The organism is Streptomyces sp. NPDC059169, assembly GCF_042755225.1.
Taxonomy (GTDB): Bacteria; Actinomycetota; Actinomycetes; order Streptomycetales; family Streptomycetaceae; genus Streptomyces.
Genome location: NZ_JBHZCF010000013.1, coordinates 224,038 through 245,142, shown reverse-complemented (window position 1 = coordinate 245,142; position 21,105 = coordinate 224,038). Strand labels below are relative to the sequence as shown.

At 69.7% G+C, this 21,105-nt stretch carries 19 protein-coding genes and 3 pseudogenes; 10 read left to right on the top strand and 12 right to left on the bottom strand.

Annotated features, from left to right (window positions below; genetic code table 11):
- The first annotated feature begins 20 nt into the window (after positions 1-20).
- Together ACFXOM_RS24295 and ACFXOM_RS24290 are read left to right on the top strand one after the other, a co-directional pair.
- Positions 21-1,385 (top strand): dipeptidase, encoded by a 1,365-nt coding sequence (locus ACFXOM_RS24295; RefSeq protein WP_384948328.1) that lies wholly within the window; start codon positions 21-23, stop codon positions 1,383-1,385.
- A gap of 110 nt (positions 1,386-1,495) precedes the next feature.
- On the top strand, positions 1,496-2,212 hold the full coding sequence (locus tag ACFXOM_RS24290; RefSeq protein ID WP_384934948.1) for an MBL fold metallo-hydrolase: 717 nt from the start codon (positions 1,496-1,498) through the stop codon (positions 2,210-2,212).
- An 84-nt stretch (positions 2,213-2,296) separates the two neighbouring features.
- Here the strand turns inward: ACFXOM_RS24290 and ACFXOM_RS24285 are convergent, their stop codons facing one another.
- The 3 genes from ACFXOM_RS24285 to ACFXOM_RS24275 all read right to left on the bottom strand — a co-directional run bounded on the left by ACFXOM_RS24285 (position 2,297) and on the right by ACFXOM_RS24275 (position 5,457).
- Positions 2,297-3,334: an NUDIX domain-containing protein gene (locus ACFXOM_RS24285; RefSeq protein WP_384934945.1), complete on the bottom strand. Its 1,038-nt coding sequence runs from the start codon at positions 3,332-3,334 to the stop codon at positions 2,297-2,299.
- Complete coding sequence (locus tag ACFXOM_RS24280; protein ID WP_385039224.1) at positions 3,331-4,383, bottom strand: hypothetical protein; 1,053 nt, start codon at positions 4,381-4,383, stop codon at positions 3,331-3,333. Before ACFXOM_RS24280 ends, ACFXOM_RS24285 begins: the two co-directional genes overlap by 4 nt.
- A 375-nt stretch (positions 4,384-4,758) precedes the next feature.
- Entirely contained in the window at positions 4,759-5,457 is a 699-nt protein-coding gene (locus tag ACFXOM_RS24275) for a hypothetical protein (RefSeq protein ID WP_385039221.1), read from the bottom strand.
- A 39-nt stretch (positions 5,458-5,496) separates the two neighbouring features.
- On the opposite strand from ACFXOM_RS24275, the pseudogene ACFXOM_RS24270 reads away from it, so the two are divergent.
- Positions 5,497-5,844, top strand: a pseudogene (locus ACFXOM_RS24270) (IS5/IS1182 family transposase); the annotation flags it as partial.
- Between the two features lie 61 nt (positions 5,845-5,905).
- Here ACFXOM_RS24270 and ACFXOM_RS24265 read toward each other — a convergent pair.
- Positions 5,906-6,055: pseudogene (locus ACFXOM_RS24265) on the bottom strand (ADP-ribosylglycohydrolase family protein); the annotation flags it as partial.
- A gap of 135 nt (positions 6,056-6,190) precedes the next feature.
- Here ACFXOM_RS24265 and ACFXOM_RS24260 point away from each other — a divergent pair.
- On the top strand, positions 6,191-7,438 hold the full coding sequence (locus ACFXOM_RS24260) for a DNA/RNA non-specific endonuclease (protein ID WP_385039218.1): 1,248 nt from the start codon (positions 6,191-6,193) through the stop codon (positions 7,436-7,438).
- Complete coding sequence (locus ACFXOM_RS24255; RefSeq protein ID WP_385039215.1) at positions 7,435-8,061, top strand: non-ribosomal peptide synthetase; 627 nt, start codon at positions 7,435-7,437, stop codon at positions 8,059-8,061. Before ACFXOM_RS24260 ends, ACFXOM_RS24255 begins: the two co-directional genes overlap by 4 nt.
- A gap of 42 nt (positions 8,062-8,103) precedes the next feature.
- Here ACFXOM_RS24255 and ACFXOM_RS24250 read toward each other — a convergent pair.
- Both ACFXOM_RS24250 and ACFXOM_RS24245 read right to left on the bottom strand, forming a co-directional pair.
- Positions 8,104-8,352 (bottom strand): annotated as a pseudogene (locus ACFXOM_RS24250) (transposase); the annotation flags it as partial.
- 145 nt (positions 8,353-8,497) lie between these two features.
- Positions 8,498-9,001, bottom strand: a complete 504-nt coding sequence (locus ACFXOM_RS24245; RefSeq protein ID WP_385039213.1) for a MarR family winged helix-turn-helix transcriptional regulator — start codon at positions 8,999-9,001, stop codon at positions 8,498-8,500.
- 259 nt (positions 9,002-9,260) lie between these two features.
- On the opposite strand from ACFXOM_RS24245, the gene ACFXOM_RS24240 reads away from it, so the two are divergent.
- Positions 9,261-10,745 (top strand): hypothetical protein, encoded by a 1,485-nt coding sequence (locus tag ACFXOM_RS24240; protein WP_384945259.1) that lies wholly within the window; start codon positions 9,261-9,263, stop codon positions 10,743-10,745.
- A 24-nt stretch (positions 10,746-10,769) separates the two neighbouring features.
- On the top strand, positions 10,770-11,243 hold the full coding sequence (locus ACFXOM_RS24235; RefSeq protein WP_384934931.1) for a hypothetical protein: 474 nt from the start codon (positions 10,770-10,772) through the stop codon (positions 11,241-11,243).
- Between the two features lie 225 nt (positions 11,244-11,468).
- Here ACFXOM_RS24235 and ACFXOM_RS24230 read toward each other — a convergent pair whose 3' ends face one another.
- Positions 11,469-11,726, bottom strand: coding sequence for a hypothetical protein (locus ACFXOM_RS24230; protein WP_384945256.1), 258 nt, complete (start codon positions 11,724-11,726; stop codon positions 11,469-11,471).
- Positions 11,727-11,870: 144 nt separating this feature from the next.
- On the opposite strand from ACFXOM_RS24230, the gene ACFXOM_RS24225 reads away from it, so the two are divergent.
- Complete coding sequence (locus ACFXOM_RS24225; RefSeq protein ID WP_385039210.1) at positions 11,871-12,050, top strand: hypothetical protein; 180 nt, start codon at positions 11,871-11,873, stop codon at positions 12,048-12,050.
- A 25-nt stretch (positions 12,051-12,075) separates the two neighbouring features.
- Here the strand turns inward: ACFXOM_RS24225 and ACFXOM_RS24220 are convergent, their stop codons facing one another.
- Positions 12,076-12,993 (bottom strand): N-acetylmuramoyl-L-alanine amidase, encoded by a 918-nt coding sequence (locus ACFXOM_RS24220; protein ID WP_384945275.1) that lies wholly within the window; start codon positions 12,991-12,993, stop codon positions 12,076-12,078.
- Between the two features lie 796 nt (positions 12,994-13,789).
- Here ACFXOM_RS24220 and ACFXOM_RS24215 point away from each other — a divergent pair.
- Positions 13,790-14,683: a hypothetical protein gene (locus tag ACFXOM_RS24215; RefSeq protein WP_384934920.1), complete on the top strand. Its 894-nt coding sequence runs from the start codon at positions 13,790-13,792 to the stop codon at positions 14,681-14,683.
- 312 nt (positions 14,684-14,995) lie between these two features.
- Here the strand turns inward: ACFXOM_RS24215 and ACFXOM_RS24210 are convergent, their stop codons facing one another.
- Positions 14,996-15,955 (bottom strand): ROK family protein, encoded by a 960-nt coding sequence (locus ACFXOM_RS24210; protein WP_384945253.1) that lies wholly within the window; start codon positions 15,953-15,955, stop codon positions 14,996-14,998.
- Positions 15,956-16,213: 258 nt separating this feature from the next.
- Between ACFXOM_RS24210 and ACFXOM_RS24205 the strand changes: the two genes are divergently transcribed.
- Positions 16,214-17,194, top strand: a complete 981-nt coding sequence (locus ACFXOM_RS24205) for a LacI family DNA-binding transcriptional regulator (RefSeq protein WP_384945273.1) — start codon at positions 16,214-16,216, stop codon at positions 17,192-17,194.
- 455 nt (positions 17,195-17,649) lie between these two features.
- On the opposite strand, the gene ACFXOM_RS24200 is transcribed toward ACFXOM_RS24205, so the two are convergent.
- The 3 genes from ACFXOM_RS24200 to ACFXOM_RS24190 form a co-directional block, all read right to left on the bottom strand.
- The gene (locus ACFXOM_RS24200; protein ID WP_385039207.1) at positions 17,650-18,987 is read right to left on the bottom strand and encodes a DUF6986 family protein; all 1,338 of its coding nucleotides are present in this window, start codon (positions 18,985-18,987) and stop codon (positions 17,650-17,652) included.
- A 152-nt stretch (positions 18,988-19,139) separates the two neighbouring features.
- On the bottom strand, positions 19,140-20,102 hold the full coding sequence (locus ACFXOM_RS24195; protein ID WP_384934912.1) for an electron transfer flavoprotein subunit alpha/FixB family protein: 963 nt from the start codon (positions 20,100-20,102) through the stop codon (positions 19,140-19,142).
- A gap of 57 nt (positions 20,103-20,159) precedes the next feature.
- Complete coding sequence (locus tag ACFXOM_RS24190; RefSeq protein ID WP_384934909.1) at positions 20,160-20,945, bottom strand: electron transfer flavoprotein subunit beta/FixA family protein; 786 nt, start codon at positions 20,943-20,945, stop codon at positions 20,160-20,162.
- Positions 20,946-21,105: the final 160 nt, after the last annotated feature.

Genomic DNA, 21,105 nt, shown 5'->3' with positions numbered 1-21,105 from the left:
CACCCACAAGGAGCGTGCCCATGACCGCGGATCCGATCGCAGAGACCGTCGCCGCCCTGATGCCCCGCGCGAAGGCGGAGCTCACGGAGCTGGTGGCGTTCGAATCGGTCGCGGATCCGGAGGTCGCGCCCAGGAGCGAATGCGAGGGCGCCGCGAACTGGGTGGCCGACGCACTGCGCGCCGAAGGCTTCCAGGACGTGGCCCTGCTCGACACCCCGGACGGTACGCAGTCGGTGTACGGCTTCCTGCCGGGTCCCCCGAACGCGCCGACGGTCCTGCTCTACGCGCACTACGACGTGCAGCCCAAGCTCGACGAGTCGGCCTGGGTGACCCCTCCCTTCCAGCTGACCGAACGGAACGGCCGGTGGTACGGCCGGGGAGCCGCCGACTGCAAGGGCGGCTTCATCATGCACCTACTCGCATTGCGCGCACTCAAGGCGAACGACGGCGTACCGGTGTCGGTGAAGGTGATCGTCGAGGGCTCGGAGGAGCAGGGCACCGGCGGTCTCGAACGCTACGCGGAAGCCCACCCCGGCCTCCTCGCGTCCGACGCGATCGTGATCGGCGACGCGGGCAACTTCCGCGCGGGCCTGCCCACCGTGACGGCGACGCTGCGCGGAATGACGATGATCCGCGTACGGATCGACACCCTCGAAGGGAACCTGCACTCAGGGCAGTTCGGCGGGGCCGCACCCGACGCGCTCGCCGCGCTGATCCGCGTCCTGGACTCGCTCCGCGCGGAGGACGGTTCGACGGTCGTGGACGGGCTTGCTTCGGACCCGGTCTGGGAGGGGCTGCAGTACTCCGACGGTGACTTCCGACAGGACGCGAAGGTCCTGGACGGCGTGGACCTGATCGGGCACGGCACGGTCGCCGACCGCATCTGGGCGCGCCCGTCGGTCACGGTGGTGGGCATCGACTGCTCCCCGGTGGCCGGCGCCACCCCCTCCGTCCCGGCGAGCGCCCGCGCCCAGATCAGCCTTCGGGTGCCGCCCGGGCAGGACGCGGCCGAGGCGACCAGGCTGCTGTTCGCACACATCGAGAAGCACGTTCCGTGGAACGCGCGGGTCACCCTGGAGCAGGTGGGTCAGGGCCAGGCGTTCCACGCGGACGTGAACAGCCCTGCGTACTCCGCGATGGCCGAGGCCATGCGGGTCGCGTACCCGGGCGAGGAGATGCAGACAGCGGGCATGGGCGGCTCGATCCCGCTGTGCAGCACCCTCGCGACGCTCTACCCGTCGGCCGAGATCCTGTTGATCGGCCTGAGCGAGCCGGAGGCCCGGATCCACGCGGTGAACGAGAGCGTGTCGCCGGAGGAGTTGGAGCGGCTGTCGGTGGCCGAGGCACTGTTCCTCGTGAACTACGCGCGCTCGAAGGGGGCTTGAGGTCGCCCCCAGGTACGGGAGCCCGTCCCGGGGGGGGGTTGAGCTTTCGGCGGAATCGCGCTCGGCGTAGAACCGTCCGGCGGGCCCGGGCCGTGGCGTACGTTCGCCGCATGGACGTCATCGCGGTCTTGCCGATGCTGCACATGCTCCGTTTCCCGATCGGTCAGGCGTACGTCTGGCAGGACGGTACGGAGCTCACCTTGGTCGACGCCGGACACGCGGGCGCGGCGGCCGACATCGAGGAGGCGGTGCGCGGCGTCGGCGCAGATCCGGCGGGTTTGCGGCGGATCGTGCTCACCCACGGCCATCGCGACCACGTGGGTGCGGCACAGGAGCTCGCGGACCGCTACGGCGCCGAGGTGTGGGCACACCGGTTGGACGCCCCGGTGATCCGCGGCGAGGCACCGGTGCCCGACCCGGTGCTGTTCGACTGGGAGGTCCCGTTGTACGAGGTCGGGCTCACGGTGCCCGAGGCCCCGCCGACCCGGGTGGACCGGGAGCTGGAGGACGGCGACGCACTGGGGTTCGGGGGCGGGGCCCGGGTGGTGCACGTCCCGGGTCACACCGACGGTTCCATCGCGGTGCACGTCCCCGGGCACGGCGTGCTGTTGACCGGCGACGCGGTCGCGGGGGTGGGACGGGTGATGCTGGGCGTCTTCAACACGGACCGGGCGCGCGCAGTTGCGTCGATGCACCGGCTGGCCGCACTCGAACCGTCGGTGCTCTGCTTCGGGCACGGGGACCCGGTCACGGTGGACGCGGCCCGGTTGCTGGGTGCGGCGGCCGCCGGGACGACTGCGGACGGCACGGCCCTCGCCGGGGAGTGACCCGGGCGCGGTCCGCGTCAGCCGGTACCGGGCAGCGCTCCCAGCCGGTGCCCCGACGTGCTCGCCCACGGGCACCTGACTCGCTCAGCCGACCGGGACCCCTGCCTCCAGGTTGATCACGGTGCCGCGTTCGCGTGCCCGCAGGGCCCAACGCAGCCGTTCGAAGCGGACCGGCGGGAGGAGCGCCGCGGCCTGGTCCTCGGTGACGAACCGCCACCCGCGCAGTTCCCTCCCCGGCAGCAGGACGCGGGCCTCGGCGTCGTCGCCGGTGAGCCTTCCGCCGTCGAAGAGCAGGCGCAGGCCACCGTAGCCGGGGGGTCGCGGCGGCTCCCAGTCGACCACCAGCAGCCGTGGAACGGCGTCGAGCTCGATGCCGATCTCCTCCGCGACCTCGCGCATTCCCGCGCGCGCGGGCGCCTCGCCGGGTTCCACCACCCCTCCGGGGAACTCCCACCCCGGCTTGTAGGTGGGGTCGACGAGGAGCACCCGGTCCGCCTCGTCGAAGAGGAGCACCCCGGCGGCGAGGGTCTCGGAGGTCGGCTCGGGAGTCTGCACGATCTCGCAGACCGCGGCGGCTCCGGTGCACACGGCCTCGGCGACGGCCTCCGCGGTCTCGCGCGGTGTGAGGTACGAGCTGTCGACGACGTGGGCGTCGGTGGTGAGCCAGTCGAGGGCTGCACGGTAGGGCTCTATGTGGTCGTACGCCCATTGCCGCACGTGCTGCTCCGCGTCGGGGACGTCCGGTTCGTCCCGCTCGGCGATCCGCTTGCGCAGGATCGTTTCCTCCGAATGGAGGAGCACATGCCGTACCGGGATGCGGCGGGCCGCCAGCCCCCCGAACATCTCGTCGCGGTACTCCTGCCGCAGCACGGTCATCGGCACCACGAGGACGCCGCCGACCTCGGTGAGCAGCGCGGCCGCGGTGTCCACGACCAACCTGCGCCAGATCGGGAGGTCCTGGTAGTCGGTCACCTCGGCGAGGCGCTTCCGTGGAAGCAGGTACCGCATCGCGGCACCGGTCAGTTCCGGGTCGTACAAGGTGCTGTGCGGGATCAGATCGATCAGTTCGCGAGCCGTTGTCGTCTTGCCCGCGCTGAAAGCACCGTTGATCCAGACGATCATCCGCACTCCAAAACAGGAAGGCCACTGAACAGGGACGGAGTAGCATTGCGCAGGTGATCTGGGAGCGGCATGGGAGAAGGAGGCGTCCACAACCCCGCACCCAGTACTTCTTTCTCCCATACGCGCTGAAGGTACTCCCCGATCCTCTCCTCCATCGCAACCGTCACCTCGCTGTACACACCCTCCACACCCGGAAGCTCATGCCCCATTCGGGCCTCCACCGCCACGCGCGGAATGTCACCCGGCTCATCCGGCTTCGCTTTGTGCCAGTGCCGCAACCGGTAGATGTCCTGCCCGGCCATCTCCGAGACCGCCGGCATCGCGGGCCGCACCCACCGTGCATACCGCGGCCCGGAGTCCCGTCTCTCAGCTCCGTCCCGGATCGCGTACCAGTAGCCCCTATCAAAAGACGTCACCAGAAGCGGCTTCGCCGTGACAGACAGGAACGTCCACGGCTTGTCGTGAGACGCCAGCAGAGCCTCATGGATCTCATGGAGGAAGGGTGGTATCACCAGTGTTCTCCATGAGTCGTACTTCGGAGCTGCCAGCACGTGCCGTTTGTCCGCAACGTACGTCTGATACTGCACCCGCATGGCGTGCATCGCCTTGTACCGCTGCTCAGCTTCCTCGCGTAATTCGCCGTCAGGCTCAGAGGCAGGCCAGTAGGGTGACGAGAAGCCACGCTGAAGGCCGAACATCTCGCCGGGCGGGCGGGCACCGGTGAAAGCCACCGTCCAGATGTACGCCTGCGCCCAGTACAGCTTGATCACCGCGTTCAACCGCGACGCATTGGTCTTGTTCGAGTTGGCCCGCAGGTCGGTGCCCTTGAACCAACGGTCGATGTAGACCGCCATGTTCATAGAGTCAACCGCCTTGCGGCGGTTGCGCTTGTTGCGGACGTCGGACTCCCGGTCGAGGCCGTAGGTGTACGCCTCACTCTCGTCCTGGAACGTTACGCCGGGCTCGGGGCCGCTGGCGAAATCGTACCGCTTCTTCTTCGTCGGATTACCCTCAGCGTCGAGCTTGTACTCGCCGCTCCACCACTTCACGCGGATACTGTTCCCGCGCAGTTCTATGTAGGGCACCTGTCATCCCATCGATGATTGATGAGCGGTGCGCGGGGTGCCGGCGAGCATCCCCTCCGCTGACACCTTCCACTGCCTGCCCTATGGCGTATGCCCAATGAGGCAAGTGCGACATGACGAGCAGCCAAGTCCCTGCGCCTTCATGAACCCTCTCACGCGCTCCTGGAGACTGCGATCTTGGGCAATTTCGGAGGCAGGACACACACCGCCTCTCCTGCTACTTGGGCTCTCCTTCGGGCCCTGTTCCAGTCTGATGACGCTTCTCACCGGTCCCCCTAGCTCCCGTACGGAGGCCTCCCCAGGGGCCCCGGTCAGGGTGGCACGCCGAACGAGCCCGCGTCAGAGGGAATGTGAAGAATCCTCAGCCCGAAATATCCTAATGCGGCAATGGCTAGTACTCCAGTGCGGTTTCGTGATCCATCCAGCAGGTTCGCCGGCGGATCGTCGTCGGCAGTGGCTGCGTTGGGCTGTTGCCTGGTGGCGTCGGCGCCGGTGGGACCAGTGCAGCATTCTGGCCGCTGTCACGACCGGTGGGATGAAGGCGACGACGAGTAGGTGGCGGATCTCGGGGACGGTCAACGTGATCGGGTGGCTGCCGCGGGTGGGGTGGAGTCGATCGACGGGCCGTTGCGGTGCCGCGTCGGCGGCGAGGGCGGTCAGGAAGGCCAGTGCGAGCATGACGAGGGTGATGTGCCGGTGCCATAAGGTCCAGTTGCGGACCAGGTAGTGGTCGAGTCCGACCTGGCTCTTGGCGGCCTGGAAGCACTCCTCGACGCTCCAGCAGACCCCAGCGACGCGGACGGCCAGGGGCACTTCGGTGGGGGACCAGCACAGGCAGAAGGCGAGTTCCCTGGTGGTGCGGTTGCGGCGGATGAGCAGGTGGCGGTGGCTGTCGGTGCCGATGCGGATCCAGGGCCAGTCGTAGCGGCGCGGGCCCTTCGCACCGGGGCCTGCGCTGTACCGCTGCCAGGCGGTGGCGGGTAGACGGTCGGTGACCGTGTGCGCGCGGACGGCGGTGCGACCGTGGTTGATCCGCACCCGCGTCGAGCAGGCGACCGCGAGGACGTAGCCGGCGCTCCGCGCCACCCGGCCCTGAGCCCGGACGCCGGGTACGACTACCAGCCCGTCCGCACCGACCTGGCCGAACGTGGCATCACTCCGCGCATCAGCGAACGCGACACGAAGACTCCGATCCAGACCGACGGCCGCTGGGTCGTAGAGCGCACCAACCCATGGATGAACAAATTCGGAAAACTCCGACGCAACACCGAACGACGCCGCGCATGTACCGAGTTCTACCTCGACCTCGCCACCACCATCATCACCGTCCGCAGCCTCATCCGCCGCGCCTGGTGCACCCACCGCTGGACCACCCGTCCCACCAACCTCCGCATCCGATATCCCGCCTACTGGCGGACGCTGTAAATATGGACGAGTATCTGCCTACGGCCATCTGCGTGTCGTCAGTGGCCTCGCCGGGGTCTCAGCCACCGCCTCCGCTCATCTCGCCACCAGCACCAGGCGCGGGAAACCGCGCGGAGAACGCTCCCTGGGGACCGAACTCGAAGGGGCCGCCCAGAGCGTCACCCACCGCTGAGCCGACGACCGCGCCAGCGGCCCGCTGAATCCGCTTCATTCGCGCAGGTTATCTGCGTTGCGCCAGCGGCCGCGCGGCCCTATTTCCTACTTCGGCTCCCCGAACCGGATCGCCGCCCACACAAGCGACGTGTCGGAACTCTGAGTTCTGAAGGGGGCGACGACCGATCCTCGGTTGTCGGCCTCATCTGCTTGGTGCGCCGAGCTTATTCCGTACTACGGCAACGGCGGATGGGTCATCCGCGAGCTCAACGGCGGTTCGAGCCTCGCCACCTCCCAGCGATGTGTGCGCGCCCACGTCGCCGCTGTCGACAAGCAGTTCGCGGCCGGCCAGTTCACCGACGGCTTCGCGGGCCAGCGGGTCATCGACGCCGACCAGTTCAAGCTGACGCTCACGGCGGCGCTCGACGGTTCGCACGCGGAGTGCCTGGGGATCTCGCCGGAGGGCGCGCGCCCGGCCGGCAACGGCTGGATCCTGGACACCGCCGAACCGGTCCCGCACGTCAGGAAGAACGATCAGACGAGCACGGCCGGCCACCGGGCGACCAGGGCTACCGCCTGCCTGGGCAAGCAGCCCGGCCCCGGTAGTGAAGCCGGCGGAGAGATCACCGGTTGGCTGGACGCGGCCGAATACGCTTCCGCGCACAACCTCAGCGACCAACTCGCCCGGTGTCACCTGATCGCCAGCATTCTCGGCGGGCGGATATCGAGAAACCTCGTGCCCTGCTGGCAGGTCGGGATGAACACCGGTGCAGGCAGCATGTGGGAGTACGAGGAGCGGGTCCGGGACGAGGTGCGGCTGGCATCGTTCAGCGAGGACGACACGATCCTCTACGAGGTGACTCCCACCTATCTGAGCGCCGACAGCACGATTCCGGTGGGCGTTACCCTGAGCGCCAAGATCGAGCGCGAGGACGGTGTCGGTCGAACCAATGTTCCAAAGCGTCTGTATCCCCAACACCCAGACCGGCGGAGCGCACAACCTCGGCAACTGATCTCTCCCCACACCTTGTCCGTGCCCTCGGGAGCCAGCATGAGTTTCACCACCCCACCGCGGCCGCTCGACGTGACCGCGCTCTTCCCTCAACTGGCCCCGCTGGCGCGCACGACGACCCGGCTGCATCCGCGGCCGGGCTCGCCGACGGTGCACGACAGTTCCGTCGGCGGCGCGCTGCTGTGGCCCGCCGACGAGCCGTGGCCGCACTGCGGAGGACCGCACGAGAGGGGTGCGACGCGCAGGGTTCTGTCGCCGGACGACATCCGGCTCCTCCGCCGTGTCCAGGCGGCGGTAGCAAGCCGGCGGCACCTCGGCAGCCCGGCCCACGCCCGAGGAGCTGGCCACCGAGAAGCGGATCCTCCAGGGCCGCCCCTGGCCCGAGGACCCGGTTCCCCTGCTCCCTGTCGCCCAACTGTACGCCCGTGACTGTCCCACTCCCCTTCAGCCCGCCCGGGGCCGACCTCCTCCAGGTCCTGTGGTGCCCCTTCGACCACCCGAGCCACCCCCGCACCGCGGTCTTCTGGCGCTCCGCCAGCACCGTCACCGACGTCCTCGACGCGCCGCCCGAACCACCCGCGCTCAAGTCCCAGGGCCACCTCCCGAAGCCGTCCCTGCTGGCACCGGAGCGGGTCACGGAGTACCCCGCCTTCATGGAGCTGGACGAGGAGCTGCGGCAGGAGCTGGGCAACCCGAGCCGGTGGGGCGGCTCCTGCCCCGCCACTCCGCGGGAGTTCTACGAGAGCGAGCTGTCCACTTCCCCCGGCTGGAAGACCGGCGGCTGGTCCCGCTGGGGCCTGTCCGACCCCATACCCCGCCGCTGCCCGGAGTGCAGCACCGAGGCGCTCCCGCTCCTCACCATCGCCACCCTCGAATGGGACGCCGACAGCGACAGCTGGGCCCCTGAGGAGGAGCGGACCAACCCGACTCCACTCCTCCTCGGCACTCCGCCCACGAACTTCACCCTGATCGGGATCGCCCGCGGCTCCAGCCTCCAGCTCCACGCCTGCCCGTCCTCCCCGGATCACCCCCATATCGAACTGGCCCAGTAATCCCGCCGAGGCCCGGCCCTTCTTCAGGAAGCCGGTCTCGTCCACGATCAGCACACCACCGTCGGTGCCGAGGTGATCGACGGCGTAGGCGCGCAGGTCGTCGCGGACGGCATCGGCGTCCCAGCGGGAGTACCGCAGCAGCCGCTGCATCGGCCCCGGCCGGACGTGACCGGCCTGTTCGGCCAGCTGCCAGCAGTTCTTCCGCTCGACACGCGACAGCAGCCCGAGCAGATAAGTACGGGCACTCGTCCTCGGCTCAACTCGGCTGAAACGACCCGCGATCCGGGCCATGACCTGGTCGAACATCACCCGCCAGCGAGCAGGGTCTACGCCATGGCCCGCGGCCACCGAACGATCTTCGTTTGTCCACACACCAACCGATGATCACGCGGTGGCCGTACCTGTTCCCAGCCGGGCCCATCACAAGGTCAGGCAATCAGAACGGATTACCAGGAGCCCCGTCGCCCCCGACATTGGCCACCATCCTGCGCAGCACCTTGAGCGCGGCCACGTACTCCTCGTCGCTGATGCCCTGGTGGACCACGGCACGCACCTTGGTCGCCAACTCACGGAGCCGTACTCTGGCCGCCTCCCCGGCATCCGTGAGGTGCAGCCGCTGCCCGTCGTCGATCCGGAGCCATTCACGGTGGAGCAACTGGTCGACAACCCTGGCTATCTCGTGCGGCCCGTCGGCAAGGTGCGTCAGCTGCGCGACGACCTCCTCGCGGCTCGGCGCCGCGGGGCCGCCGTTCACACGGTTGAGAACCCAGTACTGCGGCTGCGTGACGTCGATCCTGGCCATGGCGTCACGCAGGTGCCGGGTGACAGCCGCCTGGGTCAGGCCGCACCAGTAGCCGACCGGCTGAGTGGCCAACATGTCATCGGTGGCGGCCGGGTTCGCCGGCGCCTGGTCGGTGGTGGATCCAGTCAGTAATTCCATGATCGCAACGCTACAATCCTCCGGCGCCGAACCATCGGAATGCGACATCTACTGCAACTCGCGGGTACGTATCGGAACCGTCGGCCGCCGTGCTTCTCGAGTCCGTCGCGGCCCGCGCCGTCATGCAGAAGCCCACTGCGACCTGCGCCGACGACGGTCAGCCGACGAGACCGGCGGATAGATCACGAAACCGCACTGGAGTACTGGCGGCGTGAGGCCCCATCTCAAGTACCGCAGCAGCTACGCCGATGCTGTCGACATGACAAGGAGTCAGCCGCAGGTCGTCGTCCATGCCCCCGACGGACGGGGGCTACGGGAAGTCGATGTCGGCGGGGTGAGCATCGGAAGTGCCTGGTCGATACGGGAGCTTCGGCGCGTACTACGGCGAGCCGGATTCCCGGCCGACACCGAACTCCAGCATCCGGCGAAGGTCCGATGGCGGGCGGACGCGGCTCTCTGGCCGGACCGCACGTGGCAACGGCGCGCCACCGCCTGCCTCATGGCTCTCGGGATCGTGACCTCCGCGACTGTGCTGTTCCGAGTGGGATTGTCGGACACTCTGCGGGCGCTGACCTTCGGCGGGCGCGTCATGGGCGTGGTGTTCCTGGCCGGAGCGCTGCTGGAGGCGGCCGCCGCCGTGGCGGTCGTCGACTACTGGGGCAAGAGGACGGTCAGGTACTCCGGCCCGTGCGTGGTGCTGGGCGTCGTCATCGCTGCTGTGACCAGCGCGATGCTCCTGATCCTGCAATGGGAAGCGGGCTACCTCCACGGCTGGTTCTGGCTGTGGATCGCCCTGGTGGTCTGGTCCGGGTGGGCGGTGTGCGAGCTCACCCGGCAGAAGGCATGGCAGGGTGTTCCCCACCCCAGGAGCTTCGCGGCCGGACTCGCCCTGTCGGCTCTCGTCGGCGCGGCAAGTATGGCCTACTCCTCGATGTACAGCCCCTACGTCGCCCCGCCCACGGTGCCTTTCGGTGTCTCCTTCGGGAAACCGACCCTGAACGCCGCGCACTCGACCCTCTACGTGCCGGCCCGGTTCACCTTCCGAAACGAGGGATCGGTCAGCATCTCCGTCATCGGAACGCTATGGAAGGCCACCATGTGGCCCTCCACCTTCACGGAGAAGGGCACGAATGTCGAGACATTGAGGAACGAGTTAGGCGATGGCTGGGACACCCACCGCCACGAAAGCCTCCAGAGTCCTTCCCGCATGCTTGCGGCAGGACAGATCAGCTCGCCAGGCAGTCGCCTCGACCCGGGAGACGACTTCTCCAAGAGCGTGATCATCGAAGTACCCCTCAAGGCCGGAGACGGTCGTCTCTATGTCTTCGCGAGCATCTCGTTCATCCGAGCCGACCGGGGCAAGCTCGCCAACAGCTACAAAGACTCCCTCGAGTACTCCTGGAACACTCGCTCAGCCGCCAAGGAACATCAGTGGGATGCGCCGAGTTGGCTGGCAGAGAAGGGTGACGACTTTTTCCGATACCGATCCAGGATCTACCGCACCAGCACAGTCATGAACATGACTCAGCACCCGGACTGGGCAGCCATGTGGTGGGTGATCCCCCGATCGCGTCAGGGGTGGTACTCGCCGGGAGACCCCTATATGCAGGTCCACATCGCCCGCGACCCAAACAGTCAAGAGAGGCTCAGCGACGAGCAGCAAGAACCCTACGGAATGAAAACCCTGGAGCAAGGCCTCGACCAGCCCGTCGCCCTCCTCCGCCAACAGGCCGAAAAACCTTGAGCCGATCGGCCGACCGCCGCCGCGGTGCTGGCTGCCGCCGTCGCCGCCCGCGCCTACGCCCTCAACCACCAGAGCGAGCAGGCCCGCGCCGCACTCACCACCGCCGACACCCTCATGAACCGGCTCCCCGAGTCCGAGCGGTCGGACTCGGAGCTCACCTACAGCGAGCAGAAGCACCACGCCCACCTCAGCCACGCCTTCACCGCTCTCGGGGACACCCACCGGGCCTGCGAGAGCCAGCAGTGCGCCCTGGAGCTGTCCGCGCCGACCAGCACCATGACGCGCACCCTGCTGACCATCGACGCCGCCACCTGCTCCCACCACGACGGCGACACCGAGCAGGCGTGCCGCCGCACGATCGCCGCCCTCACCGCGCTGCCCGCCGACTACCGCACCGGCCTGGTCCGCCGCCGCGCCCTGGACCTGTACGAAGCGATCCCCGCACAGCACCACCGTGAGCGCGCGCTACGGGAACTACACGACAGCGTGGCCGGCTGACAGCGAAGGCCCCTTGAACCCAAGAAGGCGGGCGGGGCCCTGGTCGCCCATAGAACGGCGCTCCCCCTGCGGCTGCTGCGGTGAGGAGCGTCACCGTCTCCGGCGGACCGGCTCTCCCCCTTCAACGCCCGGCAAGCTCGGGGTAGCACCGGCGGCACCGGTCCGGGCCATCGACGCCGATTTCTACCAGGGCTCGCCCCGCTGAAGCCGGGGCAGGGTGTTCACTCACACCGCGACGGCGATGCCCCTCACGTCGTCGGCGAGCGCCTGAAGGCGGTTGTCGAGCAGGTGCTCCGCCTTACCCACCAGGACGACGTGCAGCCGCGGGAAGGTCTGGGAGCGGGTGTAGCGGTAGCGCTGCCAGAACGGGAACGTCACGCCGATCGTGCCGCGGGCGCCTTCCCAGACACGATGCCCGGCGTAGCGCTCGTAGTCCCTGCCGCTGACCAGCGACTTGCCGGGTTGCACCGTTGATCCAGACATCACGGTTCCCCCTCCTCCGTAGCCCTCAGTGGACTGCCCGCAACACCTTGCCACGGAAACGTCCACCCGGGCCCTTCCGGAGCACCGCGGCCGTAACACGTCGGGCGGCTTCTCGTTGGTGAAACGACGAGCAAGGGGGCGGGCGTGCGCCGTACGGTGCTGGAGAGTTTTCCCGCAGGGGGCCCGCGGGGCAGTTGGCCGGCGGAGGAGTTCGCCCGGGCGCGACGGGGCGAGGGCGTACAGGCCGAGGTCGTGATGGACCTGGAGTCGGACGCCTTCCTGGTGGTGATCCCGATGCAGACGTCCGATTCCCGATCCCGCTGACCGAACGTCACGGACCCCGGTGTCGTCACAGGGCCCAGTACGGCCCGGAGACGTTGCGGTGGAGCAGCATCACCGGTGAACCGTCCGGAGTGGTGGCACGCACCTCGAAGCGCAGGTGGCGTCCTCTCGGGACATCCGCGGTGCACAGGAACTGGTGTCCGCCGGGCCCCTTCTTGGCAACCACGAGGTAGCCGGACGGGTTCTTCCCGAGGGTGTCCGTGAGGTAGAAACGGCCCTCGATCCGTGCGTCCTTGTGGGTAACGTCCGCGAACAGCAGGTGCACGAGCGTCTGGTGGCGGCGTGGGCCGGAATGCAGCACGGCGTCGGCGAACGCCAGCTTCACCCACTTACCGGAACCGAGTTCGACGTCCAGGGCGTTCGACTCATTCAACATCGAGGGCATGTCGGGGTCCTCCTGCGGCGGGACGGGACGCGGCCCGGTGACTCGGGCGACGATTCCGGGAAAGACGAGGTTCTTGAACTGGCGGATGCGGGCATCACCAGGACAGGCGGTACCGGACACGGACCAGTCGGCGTGCAAACGGTGGTACCCGTAGCCGGGATCGGCCGCCGTCCTGCACACCCGCAGCGGAATTCCGTGACATCGATGCAGCCAGGCACCGACGGAAACGAGCTTCTCGATCTGCTGGGAGGTCCACGGATCGGTGTGCTCCAGGTTCGACGCGGTTTCTATGCTGACCGCGCCCGTACCGTCGGGCCTACGGTTCGCCAAGTAGTTGGCGTCGGCACGGGTTTCGGTGCCGATGTACTGACCGAGGTCACCTGCATAACCGAGTCCGAAATGGGATTCGAGGCTGGTACTGTCGCGCCAGTATTCGTAGATCCGCCGCGCCGTCCAGGGCGCGGCGATACTGTGCATGATGAACTGAGTGGGTCTAATGGCGGGTTGACTGTCCGACTCCGGCTGCAACTCTAATTTCATGGCTCCCGGATACCAGGCCATTGCTGCATCCCCTTCCGACGTGCCGATACTCCTATGCCGCAGAGCCGCGCCCGGGAAACCCAGAACGCGTCTCTTTTACCGGAGAAACAGCACTACTTGACGATCTCCCCCCTCGTTCAGGGTGCATGCAGTGGCTTTCCTGAATGCCTGCGATGGAGAAACCAAGCATTGCCGACGGAAGGCGATCAAACGATTCGCGCCAACCGCGCTCGCCAGGCGTGGAATTGAACCGCGTGATGACCGGTGGTCGAGTTAACGGGGAGGCAGGTGCAAACTTCCGGGGAAGGCTCACACCGTCCTGGCGGACGGTGCATTGTCCTGACGTCATGAAAGGGGGCGACCGTCGCCGGCGCGGTACACCGGTACGGCAGCTGCGGCTGCTGCACGGGAAAACGTGATGCCGGCCGCTGCACGGGGATGCCGGGGCTCAGGCCGTGTCTCCGTTGATCGTGGCGGTCCCTGGTCCCAGGTTGGACAGCTCCCCGGCAGTCCAGGCGTGCGCCGGTGCGGGCTGCCCCTTCCCCAGGGCCAAGCCGGTGCCGGCGAGACGGTCCTCGATCGCCCGTCGGCACCGGACGTGCCGTCAGCGAACGTGACAACACCCCGTGGATCCCGCATGATCGTTCTACGACAAGGACTGAAGTGATCACGCGTGCCCACGGGCTCCCGCTTCCGTGCCACCAGCCGTTCGCCCCCTTGTCGACCGTGACGCTGCGTCAGCGGCCCCACCGAAGCGCACCGCCCACGTTCGACGACCCTGCAGAGGAGTGACCTCGTGAGCCAGTCGGATCCCTACCGCTCGTCGCGCCGCGCCCACGCGGCGAAGGCGCAGTTCTACCGCTGGTTCCAACGGTACGAGCGGCACAACGAGCAGCCGTCGCCCGTCGACCCGGTCGAGCGCCAGCTCCAGATCTTCGCCGACCGGTTCGAGATCGTTACCGCCGACGGGCGCGCGATCACTACGCGCGACGCCTATCGCGACGTCACCGCTGCTCGGCGTCCCGGCGAGCGCCACACCCACCACGTCAACCGCGTGACGGTCACCGAACTGGGCACCGACCGGCTGAAGCTGGCGGCCGAGGCCACGCACCAGCGCGTCGACACGTCCGGTTCGACGACGAGCGCGCAGGTCAGGTACGAGGGCGAACTGATCGGCTCGGTTGACTTCGAGCCCCTGTTCACCCGGCTGACGATGACGGAGGGGGAGCGCACCAGGGACGCCGAGTTCACCGACGCCTACCCGGCCAACCGGTCGCTGTCCGTCGTCCACCGCTTCCTCTGCCTGGTCGACGCGCCGGAACTGGGTGCCTACGGCTTCGACGAGATCCTCGCACCCGACGGGGAACTCGACCTCGTACTCGCCTTCAGGGAGGTCCGCGACCGGCGGGAGCTGGCCCAATGGCTGCGCGAGTCGTCCCAGCGCGTGGCCGCGGGCACCAGCCGGCACGGCGTCGAGAACTTCCGTGTCGCATCCGCCAGGGACGACCTGTACACCATCGGCATGGACTTCGACTGGCACGGAACGGCCCGGGCCGGCGACCTCATGGCCGCCCGCCTGCGTTACGAGTGGACCCTGCGGGACACCGGCGAGCGCTACTGCCGCATCGTGCGGGCGCGCAGCACCCCGCTGCCGGCCACGCCCGCACCCGAGCTCCAGGACCAGCCCTGATCGGAAGGTGAGCCACGGGTCGTCGTCACGGAGGGCACCGGCGGCGATGGGACCGCCGGCGCGACGACCCCCGTCGCGGTGTGCGGGTCGCTGTGGTCATCGACCGCGCTGCCCCGGGCCGCCGCGCGGATGGCCCGCCGTCACCGACGGCGGCCGGACCGCCGCACTGCCCGGCTGAACGCCTGGCCGTGACGTGCTCCCCCGGCTGATGGGCTCCAGCGTGCGGGCCCGCCCCCGCACCTGGGCGGCATCAACGCAACGCCGCGTCGAGTGGCTCCCGTCCCCGGGACGCACGGGCGACTCGTGGATCGGTCATCCGGTGACGCTCGCCGCCTCCTCGCCCCGCAGGCCGCGCGAGGCCGCGGCGGCCGCTCCGAGGAGGCCCGCGTCCGTACCGGTCAGGGCGGGCGCGACGACCAGCCCCTGGACGAAGGAGAGTGCGGCGTAGTCGCGCAGCGCCCTCCGCAGCGGGGTGAAGAGGACGTCGCCGGCCCCCGCCACTCCCCCGCCGATGACGGCGATCCCGATCTCCACGAGGGTGGCGGTCGCGGCGATCCCGGCGGCCAGCGCCTGGGCCGCCCGCCGGTAGGACGCCGCGGCGACGGGGTCGCCGGCCGCTGCGGCGGCGGCCACGGCGGCGGCCGAGGCGTCACCGTCCGGCCCCGGCCGCCAGCCGTCCGCGAGTGCGCGGCGTGCGATGTTCGGACCGCTGGCGATCCGCTCCACGCACCCGCGGGCGCCGCACGGACAACGGTCGCCGTCGAGGTCCACGCTGATGTGCCCGATGTGGCCCGCATTGCCGGTGGGCCCCGTGTGCAGCCTTCCGTCCAGGACGAGCCCGCCCCCGACGCCGGTGGAGACCACCATGCACAGGGCGTTGTCGTAACCCCGCGCGGCTCCGAGCCAGTGCTCGGCCGCGGTCATGGCGACACCGTCGCCGACGAGTTCGACGGGAAGCCCTCCGGTGACAGCCCGGACCCGGTCGACGAGCGGAAAGCCGCGCCAGCCGGGCACGTTGACGGGACTGACGGTACCCGCGGCGGCGTCCACGGGGCCGGCGCTGCCGATGCCCACGGCCGTCGCGTGCAGCCACAGCGGCGAGGAGGCCAGTTCGCCGAGGACCGAGGAGACCGCGCGCATGACCGTCTCGCCGTCCTCGCGCGCCGGCGTGGGCGCCTGGGCGCGGACGAGGATCCGGCCCTCCGCGTCCACCAATGCACCAGCGATCTTGGTACCGCCGATGTCGAGTGCGGCGACGAGGTCGATATGCATCGGTGTGGGATCTCCCGGTGGCTGGGGTCCCGCCACGCCCCGGGGCGCAGGGGATGCCTGCTGCTTCAGACCATAGTTTCCACGGCGCTGACAACGTTGTCCAGGGCCTATGCTCGACGCCACAGCCTTGCACAGCACCCAAGTGCCCGTACGGCGTACCCGGTACATGGCTGAACGGGTGCACCGACGACGACAGGACAGCGCATCGTGGCCGAGTTCGCCCGCCGCACAGACGCCCGCTACGGCAACCGGCCCACGATGAAGGACGTGGCCACCCGCGCCGGAGTCGGACTCAAGACGGTCTCCCGGGTGGTCAACGGCGAGCCGGGGGTGACCCCCGACACCGAGCGCCGGGTGCAGGAGGCCATCGAGGCCCTGGGCTTCCGGCGCAACGACAGCGCGCGCGTCCTGCGCAAGGGCCGCACGGCTTCGATCGGGCTCGTCCTCGAGGACCTCGCCGACCCGTTCTACGGCCCGCTGAGCCGAGCGGTCGAGGAGGTCGCCCGCGCACACGGCGCCCTGCTGATCAACGGATCGAGTGCCGAGGACCCCGACCGGGAGCAGGAACTCGTGCTCGCACTCTGCGCCCGCCGGGTGGACGGCCTGATCGTGATCCCCGCCGGCCATGACCACCGCTACCTGGAGCCGGAGATCAAGGCGGGCGTCTCGACCGTGTTCGTGGACCGGCCCGCCGGGCGGATCGAGGCGGACGTGGTGCTCTCCGACAGCTTCGGGGGCGCGCGGGAGGGTGTGGCCCACCTGATCGCACACGGGCACCGCAGGATCGGATTCATCGGTGACCAGCCGACCATCCACACCGCGACGGAACGCCTGCGTGGCTACCGGGCGGCGATGGAGGACGCCGGACTGCCGGTGGACGAGCGCTGGGTGTCTCTCGGCTCGACCGCTCCGGAGCGGGTCACGGCCGCGGTGGGGGCGATGTTGTCCGGCCCCGCCCCCGTCACCGCGGTCTTCGCGGGAAACAACCGGGTGACGGTGACGGCGGTGCGACTGCTGGCGGGACGCGCATCGCCCGTCGCCCTGGTCGGGTTCGACGACATCGAACTCGCCGACCTGTTGGGGATCACCGTCATCGCCCAGGACGCGGCGGCACTCGGGCGCACCGCTGCCGAGCGGCTCTTCCGCCGCCTGGAGGGGGCCGCCGGGGCACCGGAGCGCGTGGAGCTGACGACCAGGCTCCTCGCACGGGGATCGGGCGAGGTCGCACCGTCCCGATAGCGCCCGTGGCCCGCGGCTCGACGGAGGGCGACGGCGCGGCTCACGGTGGGCCCGTCGCCCCGGTTCCCGTACGGACGGCGTGCCGCACCTGACGGGGAGGCGGTCCCCGACCCTTCCCCGACCCTTCACCGGGACTCCCTTGCGGGACGGGAGGCGGAGGGCGGCAGGGAAGGCCGGGCCGCACCCGGGTCCCGTGACGCGGCGGAATCGCGGTGGGGGCGCAGCGCGATGGGTCGGCTCCGGCTCAGGGGCTCCTCCGGTGCGACAGGAGCTCCGACGGGACGGGGCGTGGTTTTGGGCACCGACGCCCCGGCGCGGCGACGGTGGCGCCCACACCTGGGGCGTCCCGCGTGTGGGCGCCGCGCCGACCGGACGTCATGGGCGGGGTCGACCCGCCGCCGCAGTGCCGGAACAGCCGGGCACGTCGTGGCCGCTTCGCGGCACGGGACGCGCCGTCAGGCACCCGGTCGTTCGTGTGCTGCCGTTGCCGTGAGGTCACCGCGGCGGGGCCGCGCGAACGCGTCCAACTGGGCACGAGTGAGGCCGGTGTGCCGTGCCACCTCGTCGTCGTCGAGTGCTCCGCACTCCAGGCCGCGCAGCAGGTAGCCACTGAGCGCCTTCGCCGTGGCCGGCTCGTCCATGACGTCGCCCTCCCGCCTCGCGACGTAGGCGGCAAGGCGCGCCGCGGCGGCCTCGAAGCCCTCGCGGTAGAAGGCGAAGACGGCGGCGTAGCGGGTCGGTAGGTGTCCGGGGTGCATGTCCCAGCCCTGGTAGTACGCGCGGGCGAGCGCGCGGCGCGTCAGCCCGTAGTGGAGTTTCCAAGCTCGGTGCACCTGCTCGGTGGTGCCGACCGGGAGGACGTTGGTGGAGCCGTCCGAGACGCGGACGCCGGTGCCGGCGGCGGCGACCTGCATGACCGCCTTGGCGTGGTCCGCTGCCGGGTGGTCGCTGGCCTGGTAGGCGGCGCTGACGCCGAGGCAGGCGCTGTAGTCGAAGGTGCCGTAGTGCAGTCCGGTGGCACGGCCCCCTGCGGCGTCTATCATCCGGGCGACGGTGGCGGTTCCGTCGGCGGCGAGGATGGCCTGGCTCGTCTCTATCTGGATCTCGAAGCCGATCCGTCCGGCGGTGAGGCCGTGGGCTTCCTCGAAGGCCCCGAGGAGTCGGGCGAAAGCGGTGACCTGCTCCGGGTAGGTCACTTTGGGCAGTGTGAGGACGAGGCCGTCGGGCAGACCGCCGCCTTCCACCAGCCCGGTGAGGAAGACGTCCGTGGTGCGGATGCCGCGCCCGCGCACTGCAGCCTCCATGCACTTCATCCGGATGCCCGTGTACGGGGCGGTGGTTCCCTCCCCGTCGTGCCCCGGGGAGGTGCTGCCGCCCCGGTGCGCCTCCGAGACCAGCCGGGCGGCACGGGCGGCGTCGGCGTCCTCGTCGTGCCCGTGGTAGCCGTCCTCGAAGTCGATGCGGAGGTCCTCGACGGGCTCGCGCTCCAGCTTGGCCCTGACGCGCGGGTACACGGCCTCCGCGAGGTCGCCGGGGAGGTCCAGGGCGCCGGCGAGGGCGGCGGCGTCCGGTGCGTGCTCGTCGAGGGCGGCGAGGGCCTGGTCGCCCCACGAGCGGACGGTACCGGCCCGATAGGCGTCCCCCGGCACGTAGACGGTGTGGACGGGCTGGCGGGTGCCGGGGTCTCCCGGGTAGCGGCGGGCGAGTTCCGCGTCCACCCGCGCCAGGGAGGCGCTGATGCCCTCGCTGACTGCGCCGGCGAGGCTCGTTGCCGGCGTCTCCTGCTGGCCCATCGCTACACACCCTCCCGATTTCCACTGGACGGAATAAACAATCCGCATGGTGAAGTTAGTCGGGTGACTGGTCTGCGTCAATGGTCGCCGGAACGGCGCGGGGCCGCGCGGTGGGGTTCACCGCGCGGCCCCGGACGGATGCCTCGTCGAGGTCAGCCCTTGCGGGCCTTGACCTCGTCGGTCAGCTGCGGGACGACCTCGAAGAGGTCGCCGACCACGCCGTAGTCGACCAGCTCGAAGATCGGAGCCTCGGCGTCCTTGTTGATGGCCACGATGGTCTTCGAGGTCTGCATGCCGGCCCGGTGCTGGATCGCGCCGGAGATGCCGGAGGCGATGTACAGCTGCGGGGAGACGGACTTACCGGTCTGACCGACCTGGTTGGAGTGCGGGTACCAGCCGGCGTCGACGGCGGCGCGGGAGGCGCCGACGGCGGCACCGAGGGAGTCCGCCAGCGCCTCGATCACCGAGAAGTTCTCGGCGCCGTTGACGCCACGGCCACCGGAGACCACGATCGCGGCCTCGGTGAGCTCGGGACGTCCGGTCGACTCGCGCGGGGTACGGGAGACCACCTTGGTGCCGGTGGCCTTGTCACCGAAGGTGACGGACAGCGCCTCGACCGTGCCGGCGGCCGGAGCGGCCTCGACCGCTGCCGAGTTCGGCTTCACGGTGATGACCGGGGTGCCCTTGGAGACACGGGACTTGGTGGTGAAGGAAGCGGCGAACACGGACTGCGTGGCCACCGGGCCCTCGTCGCCGGCCTCCAGGTCGACGGCGTCCGTGATGATGCCGGAGCCGATGCGGACCGCAAGGCGACCAGCGATCTCCTTGCCCTCGGCGGAGGACGGCACGAGCACCGCGGCGGGCGACACGGCCTCGTAGGCGGCCTGCAGCGCGTCCACCTTCGGGACGACCAGGTAGTCGGCGAACTCCGGGACGTCGGCGGTGAGGACCTTCACGGCACCGTGCTCGGCGAGGGTGGCGGCGGTGGCCTCGGCACCGGCACCGAGGGCGACGGCGACGGGCTCGCCGATACGGCGGGCCAGCGTCAGCAGCTCCAGGGTGGGCTTGCGGACGGCGCCGTCCACGTGGTCGACGTAGACGAGAACTTCAGCCATGGGACTTCAATCTCCTGCTTGCGAAGTATGCGGGGCGGTTGGGGTGTTGACCGAAGCTCAGATGAACTTCTGGCTCGCGAGGAACTCCGCGAGCTGCTTGCCGCCCTCGCCCTCGTCCTTGACGATCGTGCCGGCGGTACGGGCCGGACGCTCCGCCGCGGAGTCGACCGCGGTCCAAGCACCCCCGAGGCCGACCTCCTCCGCCTCGATGTCGAGGTCGGACAGGTCCAGCGACTCCACCGGCTTCTTCTTGGCGGCCATGATGCCCTTGAAGGACGGGTAGCGGGCCTCGCCCGACTGGTCCGTCACGGACACGACGGCCGGCAGGGACGCCTCCAGCTGCTCGCTGGCGGTGTCACCGTCGCGACGGCCCTTGACGGTGCCGCCCTCGACCGACACGTCGGAGAGCAGGGTGACCTGCGGAACGCCCAGACGCTCGGCGAGGATCGCGGGGAGCACGCCCATGGTGCCGTCGGTCGACGCCATGCCGCAGACGACAAGGTCGTACCCGGTCTTCTCGATCGCCTTGGCGAGCACCAGGGAGGTGCCCATCACGTCGGTGCCGTGCAGATCGTCGTCCTCGACGTGGACGGCCTTGTCGGCGCCCATGGAAAGCGCCTTGCGCAGCGCGTCCTTGGCGTCCTCCGGGCCGACGGTCAGCACGGTGATCTCCGCGTCGTCCGCCTCGTCGGCGATCTGCAGCGCCTGCTCGACCGCGTACTCGTCCAGCTCCGACAGCAGGCCGTCGACGTCCTCGCGGTCGACGGTCAGGTCATCGGCGAAGTGCCGGTCGCCGGTGGCGTCGGGCACGTACTTCACACAGACAACGATCCTCAAGCTCACGCCGGCTCTCCTACTGCATCCGTCATTTCTGTGGGTCCCCCGCACCGAAGCCGGGGCACTGCCTTGTGCAGGCAGCATAGGCGCCTGAAGGCGGGGTTTCCGGTCGGGGCGACCGGCGCACCGAACGAAATATTACTCGCCAGTACACCTGCTCCCTTCC